This is a genomic window from Enteractinococcus helveticum (assembly GCF_001657475.1).
Taxonomy (GTDB): domain Bacteria; phylum Actinomycetota; class Actinomycetes; order Actinomycetales; family Micrococcaceae; genus Yaniella; species Yaniella helvetica.
Map to the genome: position 1 here is coordinate 39,837 of NZ_LXEY01000010.1, position 26,046 is coordinate 65,882.

The following is a 26,046-nucleotide window of genomic DNA, read 5'->3' on the forward strand; positions in this document are numbered from 1 at the left end:
ATAGAAATTACCACGGTCGCTGTCACACCGTTGGACTTAACCAGACACCTCGTATCCTGTACGACTAAACTCTAGCTTTTCCGATTGAGCTGCTTGAGGCTTCATATACGAGCACGCCTCCCACGAGTGTCTTCGCTACAGACAACGTGTTGAGATCTGCTACTTCGTTGAGCGGTCCAGACAGGATCACAAGGTCTGCCAAATAGCTCTCCTGAATCCTGCCCATCTCGTGATCAACATTATTTATTTCAGCTGGACCGAGGGTGTATGCACGGACGGCAACCTCTAAACCGAGACATTCTTCTGGTGTCATTGCGACTCTCGACTCTTCGTTGAGTGCATGCGGGTCATCCAAGGGTGCTGTTCGTGTACAGGCTGTATGCAAGCCCCAGATAGGATTTGGGTCAGAAACCGGCCAGTCACTACCAAATGCAATGTGGGCCCCAGCCCGCTGCAATGATCCAAATGGGAAGTGATGCTTTGCCCGTTCTCCGATTAGAGGCAGCTTACGTTCAAGAATTTCTTGATCAGCCCTGGCCCATAACGGCTGCAAATTTGCTGTCACGTTGAGCTCGGCGAATCGCGAAAAATCTTCCGGGTTGACTACGTCCAGATGAGCGATCTGATGCTTAGGTCCCTCCGGACCATTGGCGATGCGCGCGGCTTCGACAGCATTTAGACATTCTCGGACTGCCCTGTCTCCAACACCATGGAAATGCACGGATAAACCATGCGCATCGAGTGCGGTAACAATTCTTGATAGATCTTCCGGCGGAATGACCGAATCACCACTAATTTCGGGGTGCACGTTATCATACGGTGCAAGCATAGCTGCAGTGCAGTTCTCACACATGCCGTCTTGCATGATTTTGACGCTGGTTACTTCAAATCCTCCGACCTTGGCTTCGGAGACTCGTTGAAGGATCTCGCAAACATCCTCGGGCCCGTTCCCTGGAATCCACCACATTGAGCCACTAACCCGTGCACTAAGTGTGCCATCACTTAACATTTGCTGATAAGTTTCTATGGCACTCGGCATAGTTAGATATTCGCCCAGGATCGCGTCATGCCATGCGGTAATACCCAAAGAAAATAGATACTCCTGAGCAGCTGCCATAGCTTGAACTAAGCGATCTGGTGATGGTTTCGGCAAATGACCTGTAACGAGTTCGCTGGCTGCCTCCAAGAGAACTCCTGTCGCTTCTCCATTCTCATCTCGCTGGATGATACCGAAAGTTGGATCTGGGGTTTCTTGACCGATCCCAGCACGCTTTAGTGCTTCGCTGTTAACCCAGACACCGTGTGCGTCATGACTGGTCAACACCACGGGGCGGTCCGGTAGGATCCGATCAATGAATTCCCGATGTGGAAAACCACCCGGGAAGACATCTCCGAACCAGCCTCCACCCGTGATCCATTCACTTTCATGAGCGTCAGCAAATTCTAAAATGAGCCGTTCGTAACCTTCGAGCGAATGCTCCGTCGTAAGATCACAGCCCAATTTGTCGAGACCTCCGCCCAAAGGGTGGACGTGCGCATCGTGGAAACCTGGCAAGACGGCTGACCCGTGAACGTCTAGATAAATTGGTCTGTGAGGATTTCTATCGTGAATTTCACTAAGATTACCCACGACCACAATCCGGTCGTTTCGTATCAGGATGCTGTCCGACTCGATGAGTTCCGGGGCCCAGATTTGGGCATTCGTTATTATCAAATCGCTCATAGTCGTACCGCTCTATTCAAAACGCTCATGCGCAGTCACTCCTGACACCCATGAATATGTGACATATCTTTCAATATTCCTAGGTTGCCAGAAAGTTCAGGAACATGAAACAGGTATCTTTGGATGATGTACATCATAAAAAGTGATGAACGGGGCGGATATAGAATCATACTTGGGCGTCATTGAAGCGCAAACAACTGGTTTTATATGCTAATGCTTGAACGCCCCCTGGCCGAGGTTCTACTGATAATGTCAACCATCCAAGAGTCGCACAATGTGCGACACAACCTCGAAGTGCGTGTGTAATGGGGTGTAAGGTCGATTTTCATGTAGTGGCCTGTTAATTGCTAATCGACATGTGGCACGACTGCGATGACGTCGGTGCCGACTCACGTGGTCTCAGGCAGTAGGCGCGGGTTGTTATTGGCTTCTAGTCCTGAGCACCTGAGGAAAATTTTCAGCGTCGACGTCGCCATGGTCTTGAGATTCCACAACTCCTTGCCGCTTGAATTTCTCGGTCATCCACTATCCGTCTGAGCCAAAGCTTTTTATTGTGAGGCAGTATGTCCTGAACTATCGACTCATCCAGAATGCAGCAATGGCTCTCCTGGCAATATCTCAAATCTGTCTCATAACCACAGTATCTAACCGACCAACACCGAACCATAGTCGCCATTCCAATGTGAAAGGGCATTCTGCCAGAAAAACGGAGAGAGCGTCGTGTTCGTCCAATTAACGAGAAGTCTAGAACTATTCGTGGACGGCTGGGCCCTGATAGATCCGGCCAGGTTCCAGACCATCAATCGCCGCGATATCGTCGGCGTCGAGTTGGACATCGAAGAACAGCGTCTCGCGTTGGCGCCCTGGATTCGATGAATCAGACAATGGCATTAAACTATGATCCACATGCCATTGCCAGCAGCACTACGACCGGTGTGGTCTCCTGTTTTTTATGCCACCTTGGCTAAGACCGGATTATCGATCATGTCGGCGGTGCACCCCAACGACGACTACGCTTGCGTCTGAATGCCATGTTCTTTATAGAATGTCTGGGGGTTCGCCCTGACCTGACTATGGGTGCATTTCGACCTAGTTGATGGCGGGCATTTCGCCGGTTTCATCAGCCAAGCGCTGCAGGTGTTCGGGTAAGAAGTTCGACATATCAATGGAGCGAATGAGCCCGGCGTCGCGCATTTCGATCATCGCACGCCAGGTGTCCACGTATTGGTGAGGCACCGACCAGCGAATCAGTGCGGCATCAACGGAGGGCAGTTTCAAACCATTCAGTGAGGGAATGATCGAGGTCTTCGCTTCCTGATGGTACTGGAAGCAACCGGAGATTTTCGTGGTGACCTTGATGTCTTCGCGTAGCATCTCTGTCTGTGCAAAGGCTTGCCTAATTTGCTCTTCATTTACATATCCCAAAACCGCCTCAAAGGTTCGTTACCCAATTTCTAAGGCAGACAGTCCGCTGCGCGGTATATCGCGGTTGTCTTTTCAAGTTTGTAGAAGTATTGCGAATCCAATAAGAGCTGATCGTATGCCACCCGTCTAGACCCCCTGAGGAGGGCACCACGAGGGCCCATCACCTGCTCACTTGGTTTATGTAAGCACAAATTAATTATCAGGCTTTGAGATCGTATGTGGGCTTTCGGAAGGATTTCTCAATCTGAAACACCTACCGGTAAGCTGCGATCAGCCGATGGCGCGAAAGCGGTTGGCGACTTCTTTGGCGGGGTGTTCGGGAAATCATGAAAATTTGGGAACTTCTTGGCGGGTTGACAGTAATAGTTGTCCTGGTCTTCTGGATCAGATGGCTTCTCAAGCCCAACGCATCGGCCAATTGGCCAGAAAACAATTGGGCCAGAGCATCGCTCCTCTATGCCATCCCAATTTCGCTCACCTTGCTCGGGACGACAGGCGTAGCCACTTTCGCTGAGCACCATGGCCTCCCAGATGCGCTCTTGCTGGTCCTAGGGCTTCCTATGCTTTTCGCAATATTTATTGGGGGTCCACTCTGGCTGCTGCAGTTGTTTGGCGTGCCGATGCCCCCATTCCTTGTACCAAAGTGGATTCGAACCCAAGACCGGGAACACCGCAGACTGAAACGTGTCGCCCGGAAGCGCCGATGGCAAGATCCCGAAGTCAAGAAATCTGAAATATCGGCCAATGTTTCGGGAACCCTCATCGCCGTCGGCACTGTGGCTGTGGTCTTGGTGGTCGGCATTTGGAGTATGTCTGCAAATGGAGGAAGCTGATGACGCCACACGACGAGGCTGACTATTTGGGTGGTAACGCTCTGGTCGTTGATGAACCCGGTATGCCCTGGGTCTTGCGGGTTCCGGAGGGTTGGAGCGTTGACACCTCGGGCGCCAACGACGGGGCACTAGTAGCTCGTGCGGATCAGGCCGAAACATTGGATTTCAACCCGAATCTGACGCTGCTCACTGCGGCCTTGCCGGAGGGCTTCACTCGGATGACCGTGGAGGAAGTGCTTGCAGACCAGCACCAGGTTGATGCGTATTACCATCAGGAAATGACCGGATACCGGCTCATCGATCTTGCGGTCCAGCACATGGGTCTGACGCCAGAGCCTGCGGTCTATCGATTAGCGATGTACACCACCGCTGAAGGTGTCCCGGTGACGATGGCACAGTTTATTTCGCGAGCCGACGGCCAAGAATCCACCCTAACGGTCACCTGGGCCACTGCCGATGCCCACTGGATCGGCAACAGCCAGGCCATCGCATACTGTTTAGAACGGAAAATCCGACCATGACCCAGCCACACCTGGTGTGCGTTCTGAATAACGATCACATCATGGAACTGTTGGAGGCAACCCTGCCAGACGGGCCCGGGTACGGGCGCCGTGCCATTGATGACACCGCCACCGTTGCCGACCACCATGGACGACCGATCATCGCCTCCGGCAAACCTGGTCCCGGGTATGGTCTCCTGTTTTCAGCTCTTGCCGAGACAGCGATGACCCTGAGCGTCATGCTGTGGGACGGTTTGGAACAAGAACCATCCTCCACTACCGTGCTGTGGGGCAGTCGCCACGGCATCATTTCCATGCATGACACGTCACTGGAAACGACCACACTGGAGCTGACGAGTAGGGGCACTTTATACGAGCAAGTATTTGACGCCACGGAATTAGGCCCACGGTCTCCTGTCTCGGACACAGTTCAGGTTCCGGTGAAGCCTCGACTGCTCACCGACATCGCTCCGGGCATGAACGATACACAACGCCGCAAGGCCCACGATGAATTGACCAGGCTGACCGCCCAAGCCCTGCCCGAGATCTCAGCACACCTTGCTGCTGGTCGTCTACGTTTCATGATGTTGAGTATCAAACTGTTCAGTGTGGATGGAATCGTTGACCACGAAATGTTCTGGATTGATACACCAGCAGGAATCCTTGCCCCGGTCTCTTCGGGCGGTGTGTTCTCCCGGACCAAACACGCGCTTGCGGTCATAAACCCCTGGGCTGCATGGCAAAACATCCTAGAACAACTCCCCGGGACCCAAGATATCGAACTCTGGCACGACCTGGCTGAGGCCACCGCCACCGAGCGGGTCAATTTCGAATCCACGACCTAGCCGCCGGATGCCAGTGACCTCGTGGGCTAAAACTCTTCGTGCGTTGCCGGATCCTGATAGATCCGGCCACGTTCCAGGCCATCGATCTCAGCTATATCCTGGTCATCCAGCTCAACGATGAAGTGTAGGTTCGCGCGCTGGCGCTCAGCGTTCGACGACGCCGGAAGCGGTACTGACCCGTGGTGCACATGCCACGCCAGCACGACCTCAACCGGCGTAACCGAGTGCTTCTCGGCAACCTTGGTCAGCACGGGATCCTTGATCATATCCGTGGTCCTACCCAGTGGCGACCACGCCTGAGTTTGAATGCCGTGTGCTTTATGGAACGCGCGCAGCTGGGCCTGGCCGAAGTACGGATGCATCTCAACCTGGTTGATCGCCGGCATCTCACCGGTTTCATCCGCCAATCGCTGCAGGTGCTCGGGCAAGAAGTTCGACACCCCAATGGTCCGCACCAGTCCGGCGTCGCGCAGCTCAATCAACGCGCGCCAAGTATCCACGTATTTGTGGTGACGTGGCAGCGGCCAGTGGATCAGTGCGGCATCAACATAAGCCTGATCCAGGTCAATCAGCGAACGAATGATCGAAGTTTTCGCTTCATGGTATCCCTGGAAACGGCCCGGGATCTTCGTGGTCACTTTGATCTGTTCGCGCGGCACGTCCGACTGGGCAATCGCCTGGCCAACTTGGACTTCGTTTTCATAGCGCAGCGCGGTATCGAGAATACGATACCCGGCATCCAGTGCCGAAAGAGTCGCGGTGCGGTAAATATCTGGGTTGTCTCTGCCGGCTTGTACAAGGGTTCCGAAACCAATAAGTTCTGAGCGCATACGGCCCAGTCTAAGTGCCCAACTGCAAGCGCACACACTTTGACTTCTTCAAGGGTAAAACGCGTAGTCACCCTCGGTTCCCTTTGAGCTTTACTCAAGCCGCCGACGCCATCACGGTACCGGCGGCCTGAGTAGTGGCAGAAGTTATGTATCGCGCGGGAAACGCTGTTTGAAGTCTTGCGCGACGTCCTTGAAGTAAACAAACTCCACTCCCGGATGGGATGCGAAGTGGTCAAAGAGCCGTTCCAACATCAACAGGACTTGCGGCCGACCGGAAACGTCCGGGTGCAGAGTCATCGGGTAAACCGCGTAATCCATTTCTCGATAGACCCAGTCGAACTGGTCGCGCCACAGCTCTTCAATATCGCGTGGGTTCACAAAACCATGCGAGTTGGGGCTTGCCTTAATGAACATCATGGGTGGCAGGTCGTCGATGTACCAAGACGCCGGAATCTCCACCAGGTCAGTTTCCTCACCTCGCACTAATGGCTTCATCCATTCCTTCGCGGAGTCAGCCTCGTAGTCGATATTGGTCCATGAGTCGCCTACCCGCAGATAGTACGGGGTGAAGTCGCGGTGCATGAAAGAGTGGCCGTACAGCATGCCCGCATTGGTCAGCAGCTCGGCCGTGTAGTTTGAGATCTCCGACCACGGAGCCACGTAACCCACGGGTGGTGTTCCCGCACGGCGTTCAATCAGCTCGTAGACATATTCAAAGACCTCGGTTTCCTGTTGCGGGCTCATTTCCAACGGATTTTCGTGCGAGTAGCCGTGGTGGCCAATCTCGTGACCGGCTTCCACGACTTGGTCAAATTGTTCCGGAAACGTCTCGATCGAATGCCCTGGCCAGAACCAAGTGAATGGAATATTGCGTCGTTGGGCCAGTTGCAGCAGCCGCGGGACGCCGACTTCGCCGGCAAACATGCCCCGAGAAATGTCATTGGGAGAGTCTTGTCCGCCGTAGGATCCTAACCAACCTCCGACGGCGTCAACATCCACACCGACTGCAATATAGATTTTCTTTGCCATGATCTACTTCGACTCCTTAGGTAGTCGCGCCTTAAGTAGGACGCTTCTTAGCCTAATCAGCATGTCGGGTGGTAGGCCATGGGGTCTGGCCGGTCGCTTTCTGCATCCACGGCTTTCCCGGTGCTATTAACCCCTCGGCTCGTAAATGTAGCCATAGCAAATGTGTGAGCTTGTTGAGCACTCAGACGCTCAACTTGGTCGCGAGGCGTCGGGGTGCTGGACGTCGTCATTCCCGACCGGCAGCTAAGTCTGCCCTGAGCTCTGCTTCCAACTCTTCCCGGTCGAAGCCTAACGACGAGATGGCATCATCCAGATCCGTCCGTTGACCGCTATCCCTCGCTAGGCGAGACAACAGTAGGATACCGTCATGCAGGTCTTCACCCTGCTCGACAGAGCGCATAAGACTGGATATACCTCTCGAGGCAGCCTCCACACCAGAGGCAATTCGCGGCGTACCTTTGTGGTCAGGCATATTTAAACTATAGAACGAGCCACCGGTTTCCAACAGGGGTCCAGGGAACACGCTGACGACCAGGAATGAGCCCTGGCCGTCAGCGTGTTCTCATGCCTGAGCTTATGAAGCCACAAGGCTGGCAGAGCGAACCGTAGGGAATACTCCGCTGAGAAACGCTTCGAGTTCTTCCGTTTCATCCAGTGGGAAGACTCCGGCAACATACTGATCGGGGCGTACAACCACGACTGCGCCGTCGCGGGAGATAGAACGCTGCTCGAAAATGTCGTGGTCTTCAAGGATTCCGAAGGCCTTCTCGACGTCAGTTAGCCCCAAACGTCCCGTTTTCGGTTTGAATGTCGCAGGAATATCTGACATATCGAAATCGGTGTAGTGCTGCTGGTGGATGAGTTTGAGGTCAAATACTTCATGCGACAGGGCTTCACCCGCCCAGTCTGCCCAGGCCTGCAAAGTCTCTGATTCACCTGGTGCAGCCGCGTCAGCAAAGACGTACACGCGCCAGCGGCCGTCTGCCGTGTGCTCGTGACCGAGGTGTGTGGGTACCAGATCACAAACTCGTCCTGTCATTGCAGATTTGAAGCGACGACCGACCGGGAACCCAGCCGCCAGGTGCTGATGGCGCTCATCGGCGGTAATCATCGACGGGTCATAATCGGTGAGATAGCCGGCGTTGAATTCAGCGGTCTGCTGGTAGAACTTCTCAATTTCGGCTGGGTCTTCGAACTCGTCATTTGGCTGCGCCATAAGAGCTGACCATTGCTTATCGAATTCGATCAGTTTATGCGCAATGTCCTTGCGCTCGTCGGCATAGGTGCGCAGCAGCTCTTTTGGACTGTTGCCGGATAACACGTGGCCGAGTTTCCAACCGAGGTTGAAGCCGTCTTGCATCGAAACGTTCATGCCTTGGCCGGCTTGAGCAGAGTGGGTATGACAGGCGTCGCCGACAATAAAGACGCTCGGGTCATCTGTGCCGGTTTTGTCTGAGGCTCGGTCGTCAAAGTGCTCCGTGACGCGGTGGCCAACTTCGTAGACCGAGTGCCACACGACTTCTTTGACGTCGATCGAGTACGGATGCAGGATCTCGTTGGCTTGGGCAATGATGTCTTCCACCGGGGTATTGCGGATGGCACGGTCATCGCCTTCGGGCACTTCACCCAGGTCAACGTATAGGCGGAACAGGAAGCCACCCTCACGTGGGATCAGCAAAATGTTGCGGCCGATACCGGACTTGACGGTGCATTTCTTGCGAACATCAGGGAAATCGGTGTCCGCAAAGATGTCCATGACACCCCACGCGTGGTTTGCCTGGTCGCCACGCAATTTATAACCCAATGACCTGCGCACATTGCTGCGAGCGCCGTCGGCACCAACGACGTATTTGGTACGAACCTGGAGTTCTTCACCGATATTTGGACCGGCTGAGCGACGCAGGGTCACAGTCAGCGGGTATTGCGCATTGGGGTCATCTGATTCAACGAAATCGACGAACTCGTAACCGTAGTCTGGTTCCATTCGCGTCGGTGAGTTTTTCATGAACCGATTGAAGTGGTCAATGATTCTGACCTGGGTAATGAGCATCATTGGCCACTCGCTGTGCTCTTCGGGCAGTTCACGAACACTCTTTTCGCGAATCACGTTGCGTGGGTTGTCTGGGTCGGGCTTCCAGAAGGCCATGTCCGTGATGGTATGCGCTTCTTCGTAAATCTCGTGAGCGAAGCCGAATGCTTGGAAGGTTTCCATGGTGCGGGAGTGCACGCCGTCAGCGTTCGCCAGCTCTAGACGGTGGCCCCGCTGTTCAATCATGCGAGTGTTAACATTCGGAAATCTCGACAGCTGTGCTGCGGTAATGGAACCGGCCGGTCCACAGCCCACAATCAGGACGTCCATTTCTTCTGGAAGTTCCGTTGGGCGGTCAATGCCGGTCCCCTCTGCGGGCATGGTCAGCGGGTCTTGGGTCTGGTAACCAGAAACATGAAACTGCATATCAATCCTTTTGTAGTGACACCGGGTAAGTCTCTTGTCTGAGACTCAAGGAACGCATTCGTCATTGAGCAATGCTTGGATGTGATGTGTCACACAAGCTATCCGCGCCAAGGCCACTTCACAACTCAAACCCTCAACTATGGCCGAATAGAACAACGGCCTGTCCTGAAACCTCAATCGTTCAAGATCACAGCACAGGTCGTGGGATAGATATGCTCGAGATATCAATGCTGGCACCACTGGTATTTAATTCACACTTGTGACACCGCTAACATTGATGCTAGTGTCCCGCGTACTCGCGAAAACAAGCGGTTCCGGCTTTTGCCTCGCAGAAAAGTTCTTCAGGCGACTCAGTCAAAACGTGGGCAGAGCAAGTGAGGTGGCGATGAGAAACAGCACCAGCAGTGCAATGCAGGATAACTTCAAATCCTTCTCCACGAAAAATATTCCACACCACGAACGACTGGAATATTGGGAAGCTCATAACGCAGAAGCTCTCATTGGCCTAGATATTCGGCCCCTTCATGCCCAAGCATTGGTAGCGCAGCAACATAACCGGGAATCTCCAACAACTCGACTTGCAAAAGTTCGCGGGTCCTCGCAGCTGATTGAGCGCTCCCCCGAGATGATCAGGAAGCATCCCACCGAGTCCGTGGCACTATTTTTTTGCACACAGGGAGATTCGTTTTATTCCGACGAGAATGGCTCTCACATCTTACAGGCGGGCCAAATGCTTGCCTGCGATGCGGACACCACTTTTGTGCGCGGCTTTGGTGTTGGGGTGTCCGAAATGGTGATGACGGTGCACATGGATGCGTTCCTGAAGATATCCGGCGGAAAATCCCTCAAGCAGGCCGAAAAGTTCATCTTCGGCCATGCCACTGACCACCGACCACCCAGTGCAGCGGCCCGGCAAATTGCCCAATGGGTCGACCAAGCCCTGGCTGTTTCAGACCAGGAGTGCATAAATACCACGGACACTCATCTGACACTGCTAGAGATGCTGTTCCAAAGCAGCGGCAATGACTCAGGCCAGTTATACGAGCAAGCACAACATTTCATGAATAGGCATCTTGAGGATCCGGATTTTCGGCGCGCCGATATCGCCAATTTGTTGCATATGAGTGAGCGGCAGGTCGCCCGCCTTTTTGCGGCAAATGATACGAGTTTTTCGCGGGAGCTCCTGTCTAAGCGCATCCGGGCAGCTGAACATTTACTCACAACCGAGCTCCACACGCCTATTGCCGACATCGCTGGACGCTGCGGTTTTGGTTCTACGGCCCATTTTTCTCGCACATTCCGCGAAATGGTTGGCTACTCGCCAAGTGAAGCCCGCATACACATCTCCTAACGCCCGCTGCCCTGGTCAACCGGCCACGACACTTGATCAAGCCGCTAAGCCCCTGCTTTAGCCAGCAACCTGCTCCAGCACTTCAGCCTTTGAGCGTTCCGTAGCAGCCGCACTGTATTGCCCAAACGCTCCGCGGAACGCTGCCGCCGGGTGCGTTGCGGGTAAGCGATCTTCACCGGTGAGTCGGCCGCGCAGAGTCCTCGCATTGTTGTTTTGCAATTCATCGGCAGATCGAGCCATTCCTCGACGACGTAGTTCGGGGATAATGTGCTCAATGAATTCAACGTAACTCCCGGGCAATGTTGCATTGATGACGTTGATGCCATCAATGCCCGCGTCCTGCCACCGCTCGAGTTCATCCACGATCTGCTCCGGGGTTCCGGTGATCCGTGTTGCCTGCGCCCGGAAACGTGCCAGATCACGCACCGTCATGTTCCGATCCGGCGTCATGTTTTGCAGCTCCAGCAGATGCCCACGAGAGCCTTCGGTTGTGAGCTCACCAATCGGGGTATCCAGTGGCAAATAGCCTAGATCAACACCCAAGCTGCCACCGGTGTGAGCGATCAATGCGTGATCATCCAGCGACTCGTCAAGATCGGCAGCTTGGGCGCGAGCCGCTGCCTCCGTGGAACCTACGACGAACGAGAGGCCCTGAATAAATTTCACATCCTGCGGGTCGCGGCCAAATGTGGCGGCACGACGACGAACATCAGCCGCGTGCTCCTTGGCCTGTTCTATGCGTGGGGCCATCGAAAACGTCGCTTCCGCGTGTTCGGCGGCAACCTGACGCCCCCGCGGTGACGAGCCTGCTTGGAAGAGCAACGGGGTGCGCTGGGGTGAGGGTGATGACAGGTGCGGTCCATCCACCTGATAGTTATCGCTGCGGTGATAAATTTTGGCGACTTTCGCCGGATCCGCATGCAGGCCAACCCCACGGTCATGTGCTCGCGTTTTATCCGCCAGCAGAGCGTCATCTTCCCAAGAACCCTCCCAAAGTTTATAGCAGACCTCCAGGTATTCTTCGGCCAGATCATACCGATCATCATGCCGTGCCAGCCCCGGCCCACCGTAGTTGCGGTGTGCGTTCTCCAGGGCTGAGGTCACGACATTCCATCCGACCCGGCCACCAGTCAGATGATCCAGAGTGCTCAGCTGCCGAGCAAAGGTGTACGGATGGGTCTGAATAACCGAAGACGTCAGGGCCAAGCCGATCCGTTGAGTCGTCGCGGCCAGGGCAGACAATAAGACCAGTGGATCATTCGCCGGGATCTGCAACCCACGGCGAACATGCGAGGCCCAACCACCTTCGTGATCACCATATACCCCTACGACGTCGGCGAAGAAGGCGATATCAAACCCACCGTCTTCGAGAGTCTGTACCAGTTCCACCCAGTGCTGGAGTTCGTTGAAGCGGTGCTGTTGGGCTTCTTCACGTCGCCAAGCACCGCCCAAAATGTGGCTGGTGGTATTCATCATGAATGCCGACAGGATCAGCGGACGGCGTGGACGTGACATGGGGGCTCCTTGCTTCGAGGGGTTTCGAACGTGTTGTCGTGCGCTACTCGGCTAGGTAGGTTTGCCAGCGCTGCTCAATATTTTCCGTGGTGTAGGCACCGTTGAATGCGATCGCCCCGTCAAGGTATTCCGTGTACCAGTCTTGGACTTCTTGGGAATGCAGGGCTTGTTCTAGAGCTTGAATCTTTTCGCTGTCTCGGTGGCCTTCTTCAACTCCGACGACGACGGTGAAGTCAAAAGGGTCCTCGAAATCTTCAAATGCCAGGAGGGTATCTTCGACGTCATACCCGGCTTCGGTTTGAAAGCGGATCGTGGAGAATCCTGCGTCAACATCGGGCAACGTTTGGGCTGACGACTGCTGGTCAATCTCCACGAACTGCAGATTCTTTGGGTTGTCAGTGATGGCATCCTGGGATAGTTCAGTCACCGGAACCGATTCGTCAATACTGATGAGCCCTTCTGCAGCCAATAAGTGGATGGCCCGCCCATTATTGGAACGATCCACGGGCAGTGAGATGGTTGCTCTCTCGGGCAAATCGGCAAGCGCATCGTGTTTCAGAGAAAAGATACCGGATGGTGCGTCATAGACGGTGAATGCGGGTTCAACTGCGGTGTCGTTATCAGCATTGAATTGGCGTAGATATGCTGCGTGCTGGAAGAAATTCGCATCATATTCGCCCTCGGAGACGACCTGATTCGGTTGCACAATGTCCGTCACATATGTCGGTTGCAGATCCCAGCCATCTTCTGCCAATAGCTCACGAGCAATCTCGGTTGGTTCTTGGTACGGTGCGGACTCGGTGACAATAAGTTTGATCGTACGGTCCTCAGATTCTTGCACGGTCGGAGCCGCTTGGGTCAATCCGCAGCCACCCAGTGCAAATGCTGCCAGGGTCAGGCTGATGGTCCCAAAGTGACGCTTGGTTGGAAGAATATTTTGCATGAGAAGTTTTCTTTCAGTCACTCGGCGGTGAATTCTGACCAGATTTCCTGGGCATTTTCGGTGGTGATGTCATCGTTGTATTCAATGGCGCCGTCAAGATACTTGGCAAACCATTCTTGGACCTCGGGTGACTGATACGCGCGCTGGAGTGCTTGGGTTTTTTCAGAGTCTTGTTCACCAGGCTGCACAGCGATCACGTTGGTGTAGGGACGGCGCACGTCGTCATCTTCTTCTAGTGCCAGTGCGACGTCGTGAACATCGTGGCCTGCCTCGGCAACAAGACGAGCGAACGCGAAACCAGCATCCACATCGGTGAGTGTGTGGGCTGAAGACTGCTGATCAATTTCAATGAACTGAAAATTCTTGGGGTTATCGATGATATCGGCTTGCGATAACTCGGTGACAGGCACGGACTCATCGATTTCGAGAAGACCGTGATCGGCCAGCAGCTTGATGCCGCGCCCGTTATTGGCGGTGTCCACGGCCAGTGAGATTTCCGCGCCGTCAGGTAGCTCTTCGAATGAGTCGTATTGTAATGAGAAGATCCCGGAGGGTTGGTAGTAGGTAGAAAATGCAGGTTCCACCTCGGTGCCATTATCTGCGTTGAATTGTCGTAGATAGGCCAGGTGTTGGAAATAGTTGGCGTCATACTCACCCTGGGAAACCACTTGGTTGGGCTGCACAATATCTGTGACGTAGGTGGTCTCGAGTTCCCAACCGTCTTCCGCTAGCAGTTCGCGGGCAATTTCCGTGGGTTCTTGGTAAGGGGCAGATTCGGTGACGATCACGGTGATGGTCTTATCTGATGCGTCGCCCTCTGTGGAGCTAGCTTGAGTCAAACCGCAACTTGTTAACGCAAGTGCGGCCAGTGCGCCCAGCCCAACCGTGATCTTACGACGGAAGCTGGAAGTGGTTTGGGTAGCGAAAAATGGCATGGAAAATCCTCGTGAGGTCGATAAAAGTATGAGTAGCTGGGGTGGTTTAGAGGCGTTTGTCAGTCACGCGGGCTAGCCGATTGCCGCCCCATTGCACCATGGTGACAAGCAGGACCATTAGCACGACGGCGATGATCATCACCGGGGTTTCGTAGCGGTAGTAGCCGTAGCGAATTGCAAAGTCACCGATCCCGCCGCCTCCGACTAATCCGACCATTGCCGAGTAGGAAATGAAGCTGACGGTAGTGATGGTGATGGAACCGATGATGCCGGGTTTTGCGTCGACGAGCAGGACGTTGCGGATGATTTGGCCGCGCGTTGCACCCATGGCTCGCGAAGCCTCTACTGCTCCCGTGCCCAGTTGGGTGATGTTTTGTTCCACCAGTCGAGCAAAATACGGGATGGCGTTAATGGTCAGCGGCACAATAGCCGCCGCGGTACCGACTGTCGTGCCCACAACGAACCGAGTGAACGGAATGATGGCGATCAGCAAGATGAGAAACGGGAATGATCGCAGCATGTTCACCAGGCCACTGACAAACGCATGCAACTTGGGTTGCGGCGCAATCGAGCCGGGTGCGTGGACAAAAAGCCAGATACCTAACGGGGTGCCGAGTAATACGGCGATGGGGATGGCCACGCCGATCATCGCGAAGGTCTCAAGCAGGGCTTGGACAAGTTCGGGACGAAGTTCGATAATCCGTTCCATTAGGCCTGGCCTCCTGCAACCGCAACTGGTTCACGATCAATTACATGCCCAACGGGAGCCTTAGCAGTCGAGGTGGCTGCACCTTTCGGGCCACGGTCCACCCGAATGCCGTCCGAGACCAGGTACTTGCCGATGGCGGTAGCCGGTTCGAATCCTGGGTCGTGGAGCTGGTGTGCTGGAAACCGTTCGACGATCCTGCCAGCTTCCATCACTGCCACGTGATCGGTCAGTGCTTTAACGACTTCCATTTCGTGAGTCACGACGACAACGGTGATGTCTAGTTCACGATTGATATCGGCAAGATATTGCAGCACCGTCGCTGTGGTAAATGGGTCCAGTGCTGAGGTTGGCTCATCACACAGCAAAACGCGCGGGCGGGTAGCCAGGGCTCTGGCAATAGCCACCCGTTGTTTCTGTCCGCCCGATAGCTGTGCCGGATACGCGTCTGCTTTTTCCACGATGTCAACGATTCTCAACGCCTCGGCGGCACGGTCACGGCGGTCACGACTGTTCTTGACACCCGCAAATTTCAGTGACAGCTCGACATTTTGTACCACGGTGAGGTTATTAACCAGGTTGAAGCCCTGAAAAATCATACCGATCTGATGACGAGCCTGTCGGAGCTCCTCGTCATTCAGCTGAGTCAAGTCCGTGCCATCGAGGATGACTTGTCCCTGGGTGGGACGTTCCAGCAGGTTGATATTGCGTAATAGGGTGGATTTTCCGGCGCCGGAGAATCCGATAATGCCTTGGATACTGCCCCGCGGTATGTCTAAGCTGACGTCGTCAACCGCTGTCACAGGATCTTTTCCACGCGCGGTAAACACGGTTGAAACATTGCACAAAGAAATCATCAATCACTCCATTGGTCCTGGCAGTAGCACCGTCCAACTTGGTGAAACAAGGTGGTGGTTGCTGCGACGTCAACGAGCCAGATCTCTCAGTCGCTCTAAATGGTTTGCATGTGAAAGGCTACCCGACCTTTGTGGAAAGCCACAAGGAGCCAACTCATCAGAAAGTCATAAAGTGTCATGCAGGACACAAAACGGCATGGTTGCAGCGCAACTGGGGTGCAGCCTGTGCGGGTGTTACTCATGAAAGTGACCATCATGAAGGCTGACCGCACGAATCGTGCGGTCAGCCTTCACTTTAAGAACTGTGGCCTACTGGTTGGTCTAGATCTAGCGTCCAAGCGTAGTCGGCGTCAGCGTGAATTATCGTGCCGGTGTCGTAGCCGGATGATTGATCAGATGCTAGCCACAAGTTGGCGTGGGCGATTTCTTCGGTCCTGTCGAAACGCTCCAGCAAGCTTTACGGTTTCAAATTCACGGACTAAAAGTACATAAATTCCTATGAGTCGCCACGTCAAGTGCAGTCCACGCCAGCGCAATGGCCCCATCCAAAAGTGCTTTTTCAGCTGTAGGACCGATCGTGTGATCGGCAAACTCTTGCTGGTGGTTTAGTACAGGGAAACTGTCTAACCCGATGTAAGGATGAATTGAAGGCACGATGTGAGACACATTCCCCATATCTGTAGAAGCTGCTGCCATCTCGGCTCCAGGACTATCGGGTTGGAACACCCTCCCGAGTGATTCAGCATTTCGCGAGTAGAATTCCAGCGCCTGCTCATCATGGTGAAATTCTGCGTACGGTTTGCTTTCTAGTTCCCAGTCAAAACTGCAACCGGTAGCTAATGCCGCAGCTTCAAAACATGCAAGAACCCGCTTTTCGATTTCATGTAGTTCTTCGAGTGTCTGTGCTCGTACATACCATCGGCCGCGCGCAAATGCTGGTATTGAATTAGGTGCAGTCCCAGCGTCTAAAACGACGCCATGAACCCGAGACGTGGTGGGTAGATGCTGGCGAAGTAATCCAATCGCAACTTGGGCGATTGTGAAAGCGTCAGCAGCATTAATGCCCTCTGTAGGAAAAGACGCTGCGTGCGCTGCCTTTCCTGTGAATTGAACCGCCCAATGAGCAACGGCAAGGGGTGAGGCACGAGCAACGTCAACAGGTCCAGGGTGTACCATCATGGCAAGATCCAACCCGTCGAATGCACCTCTTTCGAGTAAATCTATTTTTCCACCACCGCCTTCTTCTGCAGGTGTACCAAAAACCTCGACTCCTATATTCAACTCTTCTGCCACCTGGGCGAGTCCGATCGCAGCCCCAACAGAAGACGCGGCGATTAAATTGTGACCGCAAGCGTGCCCCAATCCAGGCAGCGCGTCGTACTCAGCCATGAGTCCTATTCGCATGCTCGGCGCTTTTGCGCCAGCCTTGGCATGGAACGCAGTTTCCAGACCCAAATATGGCCTAACGACGCTAAATCCGGCATGCTTGAGGACATCAGACACTCGTTCCGATGAGCGATATTCTGCCCACCCGAGCTCCGGATCGGCATGAAGTTCTCTCGATAACTCCACCAGTGCATGTCGTTGGGCCATTACTGCCTGCTGAGCACGACGCTTCAAGGTATTAGTCACAGATCATTCATCTCCCGGGACCCCGTAAGATGGTGCCGCTTCAGGGTTGATACCTCGAGTAATGTAATCATCTCGTTGAGGTAGCCAGACAGTGAGAATCCTCCCTAGTTCATCAATTGGGCAGGGGGCTTCATCAACACGAAGATCGGTGACTCGCCAGCCGACATTATGGACCACAGCCAGCCCTGCGGATCGGACTTCACCTTCCTCGCCACCTGCTTGTTCTCCGGCTGATAGCCCCGCGAGAAGCTTTTCTTCTAGCTCGCCTTCTGTAGCATTGAATGCCTCAACCATCTTGTCAGGCACGACTTCTGAGGACAGCAAGTTCCCTGCAGCAACTACTTGATCTCCCACCACAACTTTATGAGCACCAAGGGTCCCTTTACCACTGTGGTGTGCTGTTGCTCCCTCAGAGTCCACTACGCTCAGCTGGCGAAAGTCTTTTGTTGGATAATCTGCCAGAACTGTTTCAAGCGCTTGACTCGCGTTCGCTCCCTGTTCAAGAAGGTCCAGTATGGCTGAGCCTAAACGTGGATCGGTGACATTTTGTGAAGCCACTGCGCCAACTTCAGAACGCAGGTGTATGCATCGTGCGCCCACGGATGGTGACGACGATGTCACTGCCATTCCGAGTGCACCTGTAACTGGATCGCGACCTACAATCGAAAAAGTCATGGATAGCTCATTCCTTCTCTGAAATAACTGCGGTCGCATCAATCTCAACGACCCACTCTGGACGAGCAAAACCTGAAACCACAATGCCTGTCGAACAAGGATGTACGCCTTTTAGCCAGCTTCCCATCACGCGATAGACAGGTTCTCGATAGCGAATGTCAGTCATATACACCACCGTTTTCACGATGTCTTCCAAACTGCTACCAGCCTCTTCCAGCAATTCCTTAATGTTTGCCATCGCTTGATTGGTCTGAGCAACTACATCACCAACACCTACCACTTCGTTGGTTTCCAGGTTCTGCCCGATCTGACCACGCATATAGACCACCCCATTGGCGACGACTGCTTGGGCCAGATCGTTATCCAAGTTCTGCTCTGGATAAGTATCTTTCGTATTGAACGGCCTGATCCGCGTATGTTTCATTGTGTAACTAGTCCTTTCTCGTAACGGTTTACGGTTGGCTAACTTGCTGGGCGAGCTCCGAAGCTTGGTGCAGTGGATCGTCAAAACTTGCACGACGCTCAGCTTCTTTCGCGATCCCAGGACGCATCGCAAAGTCACCGGCTTCCTCGATGAAATCGGCTTTTTTCGCATAGTCGACATCTAGGTTTGTGCCCAAATTCGCCGCTTGATGAACGAGATCCGCGACCGCACCGAAGTCATAGTTGTTGTACATGGCCAGCTGGTGCGAGAATGGCGGCGACTGAGCAAAAAGCTGGAAAGTCAGCCGATGGCCGGCATAGTGAGAATTCAATAAGTCACGCGCAAACGTCAGCATTTTGCGTCGCTCGTGGCCGTCATCATCTCCGACTGTAAAATATTTATTTAGCGTATCTGCAATTTCCGGGTTCTCGAAGCTCGAAGCGCTGGGGACTAAGCTGATCTGACATCCACTTAGATCTCTGACCAAGTGCATCATTTCTGGCAACTGCTCAGCTGCTTGCATGCGAGCGCCATACATAATCTGTGGGTTAGGCATGAGCATGCCTTCGGGACTACGACTTGAAGTTTCGATAGCTGCGATTAAGTGTGCATTGATCATTTCTCTGTATGCAGCAAGTCGAGCGATTTTTTCGCGCACTCCTTGGTGCATCTTCACGCCAGTTTGCTGAATACTGAGATATGCCGCGCCAAGTAGGTACTCGGAATAACGCAAGTGGCGCTGTAGGAATGGAAAGATGCTGTAGCGATGGAGAGTTGAACGTATGAATGCGGCAGCCTCAGTGTGCCGGTAAAATAGCACGTCTTCCCACGGAATCTCTACGTCGTCGAAGATCAACATTGTGTCGATCTCATCGAAACGGTTTGTGAGTGGATAGTCCTCAGCAGGATGCGTACCTGCGAAACCACTCCGGCATATATGCTTCATCCCGGGGGCACCCATTGGTGCAATGAACCCAACCGCATATTCCGACTCAGGTGCGTTCCCCCAATCCGCGATTGTAGGTTTCACAAACGCTTGGTTCGCATAAGCCGCTGCCGTTTCGAATTTCGCGCCGCGAACAATGATGCCGTTGTCAGTTTCACGTACTACCCGCAATAGGACGTCCGGGTCTTGGTCTTGCGGCCAACGCGATCTGTCACCTTTTGCATCCGTATTGGCTGAAACATGGAACGGATCTTCTAAGGTAGCCCGACGTACGTGTCTAGTTATATTTTCAGAGAACTGCGGATCAATTTTATTGAGAACTTCTTGACCGTCAAGCAACGACCACATTTCCCCCACAGTTTCGTCACCTACTCGAGTAACGACACCACCCACGTCACTGAGTACTGTTTCAACAGCGACTTTCTTGTCATACCAGTCTGATTTTTCCATAGGTGGCTTGGCCCCTACGGAGCATTGTTGACCAGTTTCAGCATCGGTATAGGTCATGATGTTTCTAGTATCCGGATCATGACCCATGTCATAGATTCGCGCCCGGATATCAACTATCGGTTTGAAAGCAGGGTGGGTAGCCACATCCTCGACACGTTCGCCATCAATCCAAACTTGTCTACCATCTCGGATGGAGTCGATGTATTCTTGACCTGTACGTAACATTTTTTTGCTCCGTTCTGTTGCGTGCCCGGATAGGACACCGCTAATCGTTGAAGTGTGCGTGAACTAATTCGGGCCTTAGGGCGCCGGAGAAGATACTTCTGTCTGACTCTGTTTCTCGTGCTCATTCACCCGGTGCACCGTCACCGGACGAGACAACTCCGGTTGTGCCGCTATTTCTGTTGATGCTTTGGGCCGCACGAAACGTTCCGTGTGTTCACGAGCCATGGGTTTTGTAAAGAGTGAAATCATTACCAGGCAGATCGTGTTGACTGCGACGCCCCACAAACCTGGTTCTATATCGAATGGTGTTGGTTGAACGAATGTGAAATAGATTGTGACACCGAGACCCGCCAACATGCCTGACATAACACCCGCAAAGGTTGCCCTTCGCCAGAAAAGTGTGGCGAACGTGATCGGCAGAAATTGAATCACAATGCCGTACGCGATTAAGAAGAGCTGGACAATCGTTTGGACGTTTAGGACCGCCAGAATGAAAGCGAGCGCTGAGATGATTACTACGCACCATTTAGTGATGGACACAGCAACAGAATCTTTGAGCGCCTCTTTCTTGACGTGCGATATGAAATCTCGAACAACGATACTTGCCGCTGTGTGGGCCAGGTTTGCTCCCGTAGACATCGCCGCTGCCACAGCGCCTGCCAACATGAGTCCGATGACAATTGGTGGCAAGTCGAGCAGGTTCACGATTAGATGTGACATCACCGCATCAGGCCGTTCAATGTCTCCTTCTTGCACCGTGGTAATGGCAGCAAACCCTGCGAGCAAAATCGGCACGACTAGCAACGCATACAGTGGATAAAGAACAACGGTTCTTTTAATGTGGCGATTACTCTCAGCAGAATATGATTTATTGAATACATGGGGCCACATGACGAAACCGAGAACGCTCAAGACAATTGCTGAAGAAAACGCAGCCCAAGTCCAGCCGTCACCGCCACCCGGCATGATCAAATATTCCGGTGAGACCTCGCGGATATCGCTGAACATATTATCGACGGTACCGAAGAGTTGAAACACCGCCGCGATCCCAATAGCCCAGGCTACAACGAGCATTAGGATCCCTTGCAGAAGATTCGTCCAGCCAATCCCCTTAAGGCCGCTCACAAAGACATAAATAGTACAGATGGCGAAAGCAACGAGGGAGCCCAGCCAAAATGGCACCTGCCCGTCGGTAGCAAACGTAAATAAGAGACCAGCACCAGTAATCTGGATTGTCAGATATGGGATGAGGGCGACAACGCTCATAATCGACATTACAACCGGTACCGATTTACTTGAAAATCGGTCTGCAAATAGATCTGCTTGTGACAGGTAGCCATACCGTCGCCCTAATGTGGCCACTCTTGGCCCGATAACCCACCAGAGAATAAGAGCCAGTGACAAGTAGGCCAGGATATATAAGGCCGGTGCGCCAGTGGTAAACGCTTGACCGGGAGCACCGAGGAATGTGAAAGCAGAAAAAATCTCTGCACCGAGGATGAAAAACAAGACGACAATGCCTACGCTTCGACCGCCGGTTATATAACCTTCAAGGGTAGATTTTTGGCCCCGCCGAGCAGCAATACCAACAATCAACACAATTAGAAGATAAATACCCGTGACCGATGAAATGATAATCCAGTCACTCAAAGTCACTCACTCCTCGATTTAAACGTTCATCCCAGAAATACATGACGACGCAGCCTAGAAAAATGAGAACGACCCACAACATAAACCACGCAAAGAACAGTGGGAATCCGCCGATGGTAGGTTCTACAGAATTTGCAAATCCTGCTGCCGGCCAAATAAATGCCAACATGCAGATCGTGAAATAAGTGACCCAAACAACACCAAAAACACGACGTTCCATAGCGGGCCTCCTTTCAAGGAATCTCTTGCTGGTGGAAGCCGCATATTATGTTTACGGCCTCGCCTGCGTAGCTCCGAACACCCGGCACCTTATGTGCCGCACATCACATTGAGCTGGTCGAGTTCTACGTTATGAAAACCTGAGCCCTTTGTAAAAGCGATAAATTAGTGTTCATCCATCGATTTTTCCGATGGCTCGATGTATCCTCACTGCCATGAACGATGTAACTTTTCGACAGCTGGAACATTTCCTCAGCGTGGCTCAAGCCGGCAATATAACCGCTGGTGCAGCACAATCTCATGTCTCACAGTCTGCAATGTCTACGTCACTAAACGGACTAGAGAAAGCGCTGGGAACAGCAGTTTTTCAGCGCTCACACCGAGGCGTGAACCTCACTCCAGCAGGGCACGCACTACTAAGAAAAGCACGGCAGCTTGTTGACGATGTTCGTGAGCTTCAGAGCACAGCGCACGAATTAGATAAAGAGCTACACGGCCCGCTGGTTGTGGGGTGCTACAGCACGCTGGCCCCGTCGCTAATGCCGCCGATCATCACGTCTTTTCTGGCAACCTATCCTAAGATCGACCTGCGCTTTATTGAAGGCTCGGATGACGAGTTAGTTGAAGCCCTTCATCAAGGCCATTGCGAATTTGTATTAACATATGACTACCGCTTAGACCGGTTCTTCCCTCATCGAGCTCTTCATCGGGAGGATCTATCTGCCGCCGCGCCGTATGCGGTCGTACCTACAGGTCATCCTTTAGCAAGAAGTAAAACAATCGATTTAGCTGACCTTGCAACTGAGCCTCTCATATTATTGGATCTTGCTCCCGCCCCTGAATATTTTCTACAAATTTTCGATAGTTTCGGCCTATCCCCGCAAATAAGATTTCGGACAAAGAGCCATCAACTGATTTTCGGTCTTGTTGCCCGAGGGATGGGGATCTCTATCCTGACTCAGGTCCTGACCCCGAGCGGAACGGCGCCATTTCGCGATGTCGCCGTTAAACCGCTTTCGAACAATCTAGAGCCGTTACCAATTGTGGCGCTATCAGCTGCCGGAGTTCGACGAACACAGAGAGCAGAAGCATTCATTACTCACGTCAAGGATCAGATGGGCTCATAGGGACCGTAAATGAGAATACTGGTCGATAAAAATGTTCTTTAAAGTCTACAGCGCGACCGTTGGATTCGGATGTTGACGGTCCGTGATGTGCATCGTGCTGACATCAGCAGAATGCAGTTGCGCTACCGCTGTTCGGTCCCAGCGTGCCGGGCGCGTTCTCGAGTGGCCCAACCGGTGATGGCGTCATGAATTTCGTCGTCGAAGTCCAATTGGTCGAAGTCATTTTCCACCAGTACCACCGAAACCGGACCCCATGGACAATCCATCGCCGTCCAGATGATTCCCGGTTGGTTAAACGCCGGACGACGCTGACATAAGCCAGATGGAATCAGCGTCGCGTTGCCGGGTTCGCGGCAGAGGTACGCCATAATACCGACGTGATCGACGACCCGGGTGGCCTGTGGCATGAGGTCTTCAAGGAGCGGTCCGGTGACCCCGGAGTGATCGGTAAAGATGGGGTCATCCATGAGGATGAACGTTCTGGTGGCGAAGTATTCTTTCAGGTCCGCAACCGTGGGGTTGGGAACTGTCTGATCCGCCGTCGGATACACGAGGGCTAACGGTTCAGACCACAGCGGGGTTTCGCGGTTCGACCACGCTTTTGGGATGCCATCCGTATAGGTTATGCCGCGGGTGCAGATACCGTGAGCCACCATAGAGTGCAGCTGTGCCGAGCTGGTCGTGCGCACGTGCGTATCGGGGACTTCTTCTAATGCCGACATCAACGCGTAGATCCCCTCGCCCACTAACCATTCGTCGACGGCGATCGTTTCTTGTGTGGCATGTGCATCCATGATGCTGCTGATCCCGCTGTGGGCGATGGCCTCCTGGGGCATCTGCTTGGCGGTTTGCAGACGAAAGAAGTAATCGGCGATCGTCGGCAGAATGTGCCTGCCTTCAGGGGTCAGGTCTACGCCCTGCCAGCTGCGTAAAAACACCGGGAAGCCAAGTTTTTGTTCAATGCGTTTGATCCGCAAACTCACTGTGGGCTGGGTGGCATAGAGCTCCTGGGCGGCGCGAGAAATACTGCGATTTCGGGCCACGCTCAGAAAGGTCCGCATCGATTCAAGATCCACTGGCCTATGCTCCTGGAATTCCGCAGATCAAGCGTTACTGTAACGCTCTACCACTATGATGCTGCGTGTGGACACAATATGGAAGTAGGAGGGCTTCTCGGGCGACCCAACGGGCGTGCCTAGACCAGCGTCCCCGCGAAAGCTTGCAGAATTTGTTCATTCGTTAATACTCGTCCAAAATATGTGTCGATGGCGTTCAGGGTTGCGTTGTGAGCGGCCTGGCTTGCGCCGCCGGTGGCGTCTTGGGCGAAGACGACTTTGAAGTCGCGCATAAATGCGCTGCGTGCGGTGGAGTCACAGCATACTTCCGTCAGGGTACCGGCAATAATCACGGTGTCGATCATGCGATAACCGCGCAAGGTGTGCAGCAGCACCTCGAGGTTCGTGTTGTAGAACGCATCGTAACGGTGCTTTTGCACGTAGTAATCGCACGGGCCGGGATCCAACTGGGCAACGATCTCAATGCCATCGGTCCCTGCGCGCATGCCTTTGCTCAGCAGGCGCGGATCATTGCTGCTTTCTAGGGGCGAGACATTGAACTGATCGTATAAGACATGCTGGGTGAAAATGATCGGGACCTTCGCAACACGTGCGCAATCGATGAGCTCACGCACCTGCGGCAACCGCTCGCGGGCCATAGGCACTTCCATGGGACGGCCTGCTTCAACAAAATCCCGTTGCATATCGATGACGATAAGAGCGCTTGAATCCACGTCAAACTGCCACATAGGGGGGTTCCTCCTTCGTCAACGTATCGAGTCTAAGCGAGAAGGCCACCGCACAGGATATAAGGATTATTCATACCCACTTACCCACGCCAGCACCCGATTCACTACAGTTGAGACCATGAAGATTTTGCTGTTGGGTTTCGGATCCATTGGTCGTCACATCGTGCGCCTGCTGGACTATGATTTCACCGCCATGGTCCGAGACCTTGCCGCCCACCGCGAGCGCGGGACCCTTGGCGTGCGACTCATAACCGAAGAGAGTTTCGACGACGCGCTCGCCCAGGCCGATCTGGTGGTCGAGGCGGCTGGAGTGGCCGCGGCCAAGAAATTTTTGCCACGCGTGCACAAACCCTTTGTGCTCACCTCGGTCGGCGCCCTGGCAGATCCGGCCATCGCCGATGCGCTCATGACTCCGCATTTGCACGTGACCAACGGGGCCATCGGCGGTTTTGATCTACTCGAAGCCGTTGCCGATCAGCTAGATCGGGTGTCCATTACGACGTCGAAAGACCCGGCCGGACTCATTCAACCGTGGATGTCAGAAGCCGAGGCCACCCGCCTAGAAGAACTCACCGAACCAGAAGTTTTGTTTTCGGGCAACCCCATCGAGGCGATCGAAAAATTTCCCGGCAATGTGAATGTCTCGGTAGCCCTGGCTTATGCCACCCGCGGCGCGAAACCCTTGAACGAATCCCTCCAACGCGTCCAGGTGCAACTGGTTGCCGACCCGTTACACCCCGAGTCAGCCCACGTGATCGAAGCCGCCGGAGACGCCGGGCGGTTCAAATTCGAATTCGTCTCCTCCCCCAGCCCCATCAACCCGGCCACCTCCGGCACCACCGCACTGTCCTTGGCCGCAACCATCCGACGCATCGCACCGCATATTCACCGCGACTAACCGCCCAACGACCCGAAACTCCGCCCAGTCTCCGCCACATTTAGAATGG

The 26,046-nt window shown here is 53.7% G+C and carries 25 protein-coding genes and 1 riboswitch; of the genes, 5 read left to right on the forward strand and 20 right to left on the reverse strand.

Annotation, left to right across the window (positions count from 1 at the left end):
• Positions 1–64: 64 nt before the first annotated feature.
• The 3 genes from A6F49_RS02660 to A6F49_RS02665 all read right to left on the reverse strand — a co-directional run bounded on the left by A6F49_RS02660 (position 65) and on the right by A6F49_RS02665 (position 3,148).
• Positions 65–1,723 carry an amidohydrolase gene (locus A6F49_RS02660; protein WP_043056911.1) on the reverse strand — a complete coding sequence of 553 codons (1,659 nt, stop codon included), beginning with the start codon at positions 1,721–1,723 and terminating at the stop codon, positions 65–67.
• 750 nt (positions 1,724–2,473) lie between these two features.
• Complete coding sequence (locus tag A6F49_RS17975; RefSeq protein ID WP_161485762.1) at positions 2,474–2,614, reverse strand: hypothetical protein; 141 nt, start codon at positions 2,612–2,614, stop codon at positions 2,474–2,476.
• 198 nt (positions 2,615–2,812) lie between these two features.
• The gene (locus tag A6F49_RS02665) at positions 2,813–3,148 is read right to left on the reverse strand and encodes an aldo/keto reductase (protein WP_268751162.1); all 336 of its coding nucleotides are present in this window, start codon (positions 3,146–3,148) and stop codon (positions 2,813–2,815) included.
• Between the two features lie 832 nt (positions 3,149–3,980).
• Here A6F49_RS02665 and A6F49_RS02675 point away from each other — a divergent pair.
• Entirely contained in the window at positions 3,981–4,502 is a 522-nt protein-coding gene (locus tag A6F49_RS02675) for a hypothetical protein (protein WP_043056910.1), read from the forward strand.
• The gene (locus tag A6F49_RS02680) at positions 4,499–5,326 is read left to right on the forward strand and encodes a hypothetical protein (RefSeq protein WP_043056909.1); all 828 of its coding nucleotides are present in this window, start codon (positions 4,499–4,501) and stop codon (positions 5,324–5,326) included. Before A6F49_RS02675 ends, A6F49_RS02680 begins: the two co-directional genes overlap by 4 nt.
• A gap of 26 nt (positions 5,327–5,352) precedes the next feature.
• Here A6F49_RS02680 and A6F49_RS02685 read toward each other — a convergent pair whose 3' ends face one another.
• The 4 genes from A6F49_RS02685 to A6F49_RS02695 all read right to left on the reverse strand — a co-directional run bounded on the left by A6F49_RS02685 (position 5,353) and on the right by A6F49_RS02695 (position 9,640).
• Positions 5,353–6,156: an aldo/keto reductase gene (locus tag A6F49_RS02685; protein ID WP_043056908.1), complete on the reverse strand. Its 804-nt coding sequence runs from the start codon at positions 6,154–6,156 to the stop codon at positions 5,353–5,355.
• Between the two features lie 144 nt (positions 6,157–6,300).
• Positions 6,301–7,185: a polysaccharide deacetylase family protein gene (locus A6F49_RS02690; protein WP_043056907.1), complete on the reverse strand. Its 885-nt coding sequence runs from the start codon at positions 7,183–7,185 to the stop codon at positions 6,301–6,303.
• A gap of 226 nt (positions 7,186–7,411) precedes the next feature.
• Complete coding sequence (locus tag A6F49_RS17220; RefSeq protein WP_043056906.1) at positions 7,412–7,657, reverse strand: hypothetical protein; 246 nt, start codon at positions 7,655–7,657, stop codon at positions 7,412–7,414.
• A 102-nt stretch (positions 7,658–7,759) separates the two neighbouring features.
• On the reverse strand, positions 7,760–9,640 hold the full coding sequence (locus A6F49_RS02695) for an FAD-dependent monooxygenase (protein WP_043056905.1): 1,881 nt from the start codon (positions 9,638–9,640) through the stop codon (positions 7,760–7,762).
• A gap of 283 nt (positions 9,641–9,923) precedes the next feature.
• On the opposite strand from A6F49_RS02695, the gene A6F49_RS02700 reads away from it, so the two are divergent.
• Positions 9,924–10,991, forward strand: coding sequence for a helix-turn-helix domain-containing protein (locus tag A6F49_RS02700; RefSeq protein ID WP_161485763.1), 1,068 nt, complete (start codon positions 9,924–9,926; stop codon positions 10,989–10,991).
• A 57-nt stretch (positions 10,992–11,048) separates the two neighbouring features.
• On the opposite strand, the gene A6F49_RS02705 is transcribed toward A6F49_RS02700, so the two are convergent.
• The 11 genes from A6F49_RS02705 to A6F49_RS02755 all read right to left on the reverse strand — a co-directional run bounded on the left by A6F49_RS02705 (position 11,049) and on the right by A6F49_RS02755 (position 22,169).
• On the reverse strand, positions 11,049–12,506 hold the full coding sequence (locus A6F49_RS02705) for an NtaA/DmoA family FMN-dependent monooxygenase (RefSeq protein WP_043056903.1): 1,458 nt from the start codon (positions 12,504–12,506) through the stop codon (positions 11,049–11,051).
• 43 nt (positions 12,507–12,549) lie between these two features.
• Positions 12,550–13,449, reverse strand: a complete 900-nt coding sequence (locus A6F49_RS02710; RefSeq protein ID WP_043056902.1) for a MetQ/NlpA family ABC transporter substrate-binding protein — start codon at positions 13,447–13,449, stop codon at positions 12,550–12,552.
• A 17-nt stretch (positions 13,450–13,466) separates the two neighbouring features.
• Positions 13,467–14,384: a MetQ/NlpA family ABC transporter substrate-binding protein gene (locus A6F49_RS02715; RefSeq protein WP_043056901.1), complete on the reverse strand. Its 918-nt coding sequence runs from the start codon at positions 14,382–14,384 to the stop codon at positions 13,467–13,469.
• Between the two features lie 46 nt (positions 14,385–14,430).
• Entirely contained in the window at positions 14,431–15,093 is a 663-nt protein-coding gene (locus A6F49_RS02720) for a methionine ABC transporter permease (protein WP_043056900.1), read from the reverse strand.
• Entirely contained in the window at positions 15,093–15,947 is an 855-nt protein-coding gene (locus tag A6F49_RS02725) for a methionine ABC transporter ATP-binding protein (RefSeq protein WP_043056899.1), read from the reverse strand. Before A6F49_RS02725 ends, A6F49_RS02720 begins: the two co-directional genes overlap by 1 nt.
• 5 nt (positions 15,948–15,952) lie before the next feature.
• Positions 15,953–16,053, reverse strand: a riboswitch (SAM riboswitch).
• Between the two features lie 365 nt (positions 16,054–16,418).
• A complete protein-coding gene (locus A6F49_RS02730; protein WP_327019933.1) occupies positions 16,419–17,579 on the reverse strand; it encodes a M20 family metallopeptidase in 1,161 nt (386 codons plus the stop codon).
• 3 nt (positions 17,580–17,582) lie between these two features.
• On the reverse strand, positions 17,583–18,254 hold the full coding sequence (locus A6F49_RS02735; protein WP_043056897.1) for a DUF1028 domain-containing protein: 672 nt from the start codon (positions 18,252–18,254) through the stop codon (positions 17,583–17,585).
• A gap of 7 nt (positions 18,255–18,261) precedes the next feature.
• Positions 18,262–18,678 (reverse strand): RidA family protein, encoded by a 417-nt coding sequence (locus A6F49_RS02740; RefSeq protein ID WP_043056896.1) that lies wholly within the window; start codon positions 18,676–18,678, stop codon positions 18,262–18,264.
• A gap of 28 nt (positions 18,679–18,706) precedes the next feature.
• Positions 18,707–20,299, reverse strand: coding sequence for a 4-hydroxyphenylacetate 3-hydroxylase family protein (locus tag A6F49_RS02745; protein ID WP_067605500.1), 1,593 nt, complete (start codon positions 20,297–20,299; stop codon positions 18,707–18,709).
• Positions 20,300–20,374: 75 nt separating this feature from the next.
• The gene (locus A6F49_RS02750) at positions 20,375–21,949 is read right to left on the reverse strand and encodes a sodium:solute symporter family protein (protein ID WP_067605503.1); all 1,575 of its coding nucleotides are present in this window, start codon (positions 21,947–21,949) and stop codon (positions 20,375–20,377) included.
• Positions 21,942–22,169, reverse strand: coding sequence for a hypothetical protein (locus A6F49_RS02755; RefSeq protein WP_043056895.1), 228 nt, complete (start codon positions 22,167–22,169; stop codon positions 21,942–21,944). The genes A6F49_RS02750 and A6F49_RS02755 overlap by 8 nt, the downstream gene beginning before the upstream one ends.
• A 214-nt stretch (positions 22,170–22,383) precedes the next feature.
• On the opposite strand from A6F49_RS02755, the gene A6F49_RS02760 reads away from it, so the two are divergent.
• On the forward strand, positions 22,384–23,295 hold the full coding sequence (locus A6F49_RS02760; RefSeq protein ID WP_067605522.1) for a LysR family transcriptional regulator: 912 nt from the start codon (positions 22,384–22,386) through the stop codon (positions 23,293–23,295).
• 122 nt (positions 23,296–23,417) lie between these two features.
• Here the strand turns inward: A6F49_RS02760 and A6F49_RS02765 are convergent, their stop codons facing one another.
• A complete protein-coding gene (locus A6F49_RS02765) occupies positions 23,418–24,371 on the reverse strand; it encodes a LysR family transcriptional regulator (RefSeq protein WP_043056894.1) in 954 nt (317 codons plus the stop codon).
• A gap of 119 nt (positions 24,372–24,490) precedes the next feature.
• Positions 24,491–25,099 carry a cysteine hydrolase family protein gene (locus tag A6F49_RS02770; RefSeq protein WP_052504678.1) on the reverse strand — a complete coding sequence of 203 codons (609 nt, stop codon included), beginning with the start codon at positions 25,097–25,099 and terminating at the stop codon, positions 24,491–24,493.
• Positions 25,100–25,217: 118 nt separating this feature from the next.
• Here A6F49_RS02770 and A6F49_RS02775 point away from each other — a divergent pair, with 118 nt between their 5' ends.
• Positions 25,218–25,997 carry an aspartate dehydrogenase domain-containing protein gene (locus A6F49_RS02775; protein WP_043056893.1) on the forward strand — a complete coding sequence of 260 codons (780 nt, stop codon included), beginning with the start codon at positions 25,218–25,220 and terminating at the stop codon, positions 25,995–25,997.
• The last annotated feature ends 49 nt before the right edge of the window (positions 25,998–26,046 follow it).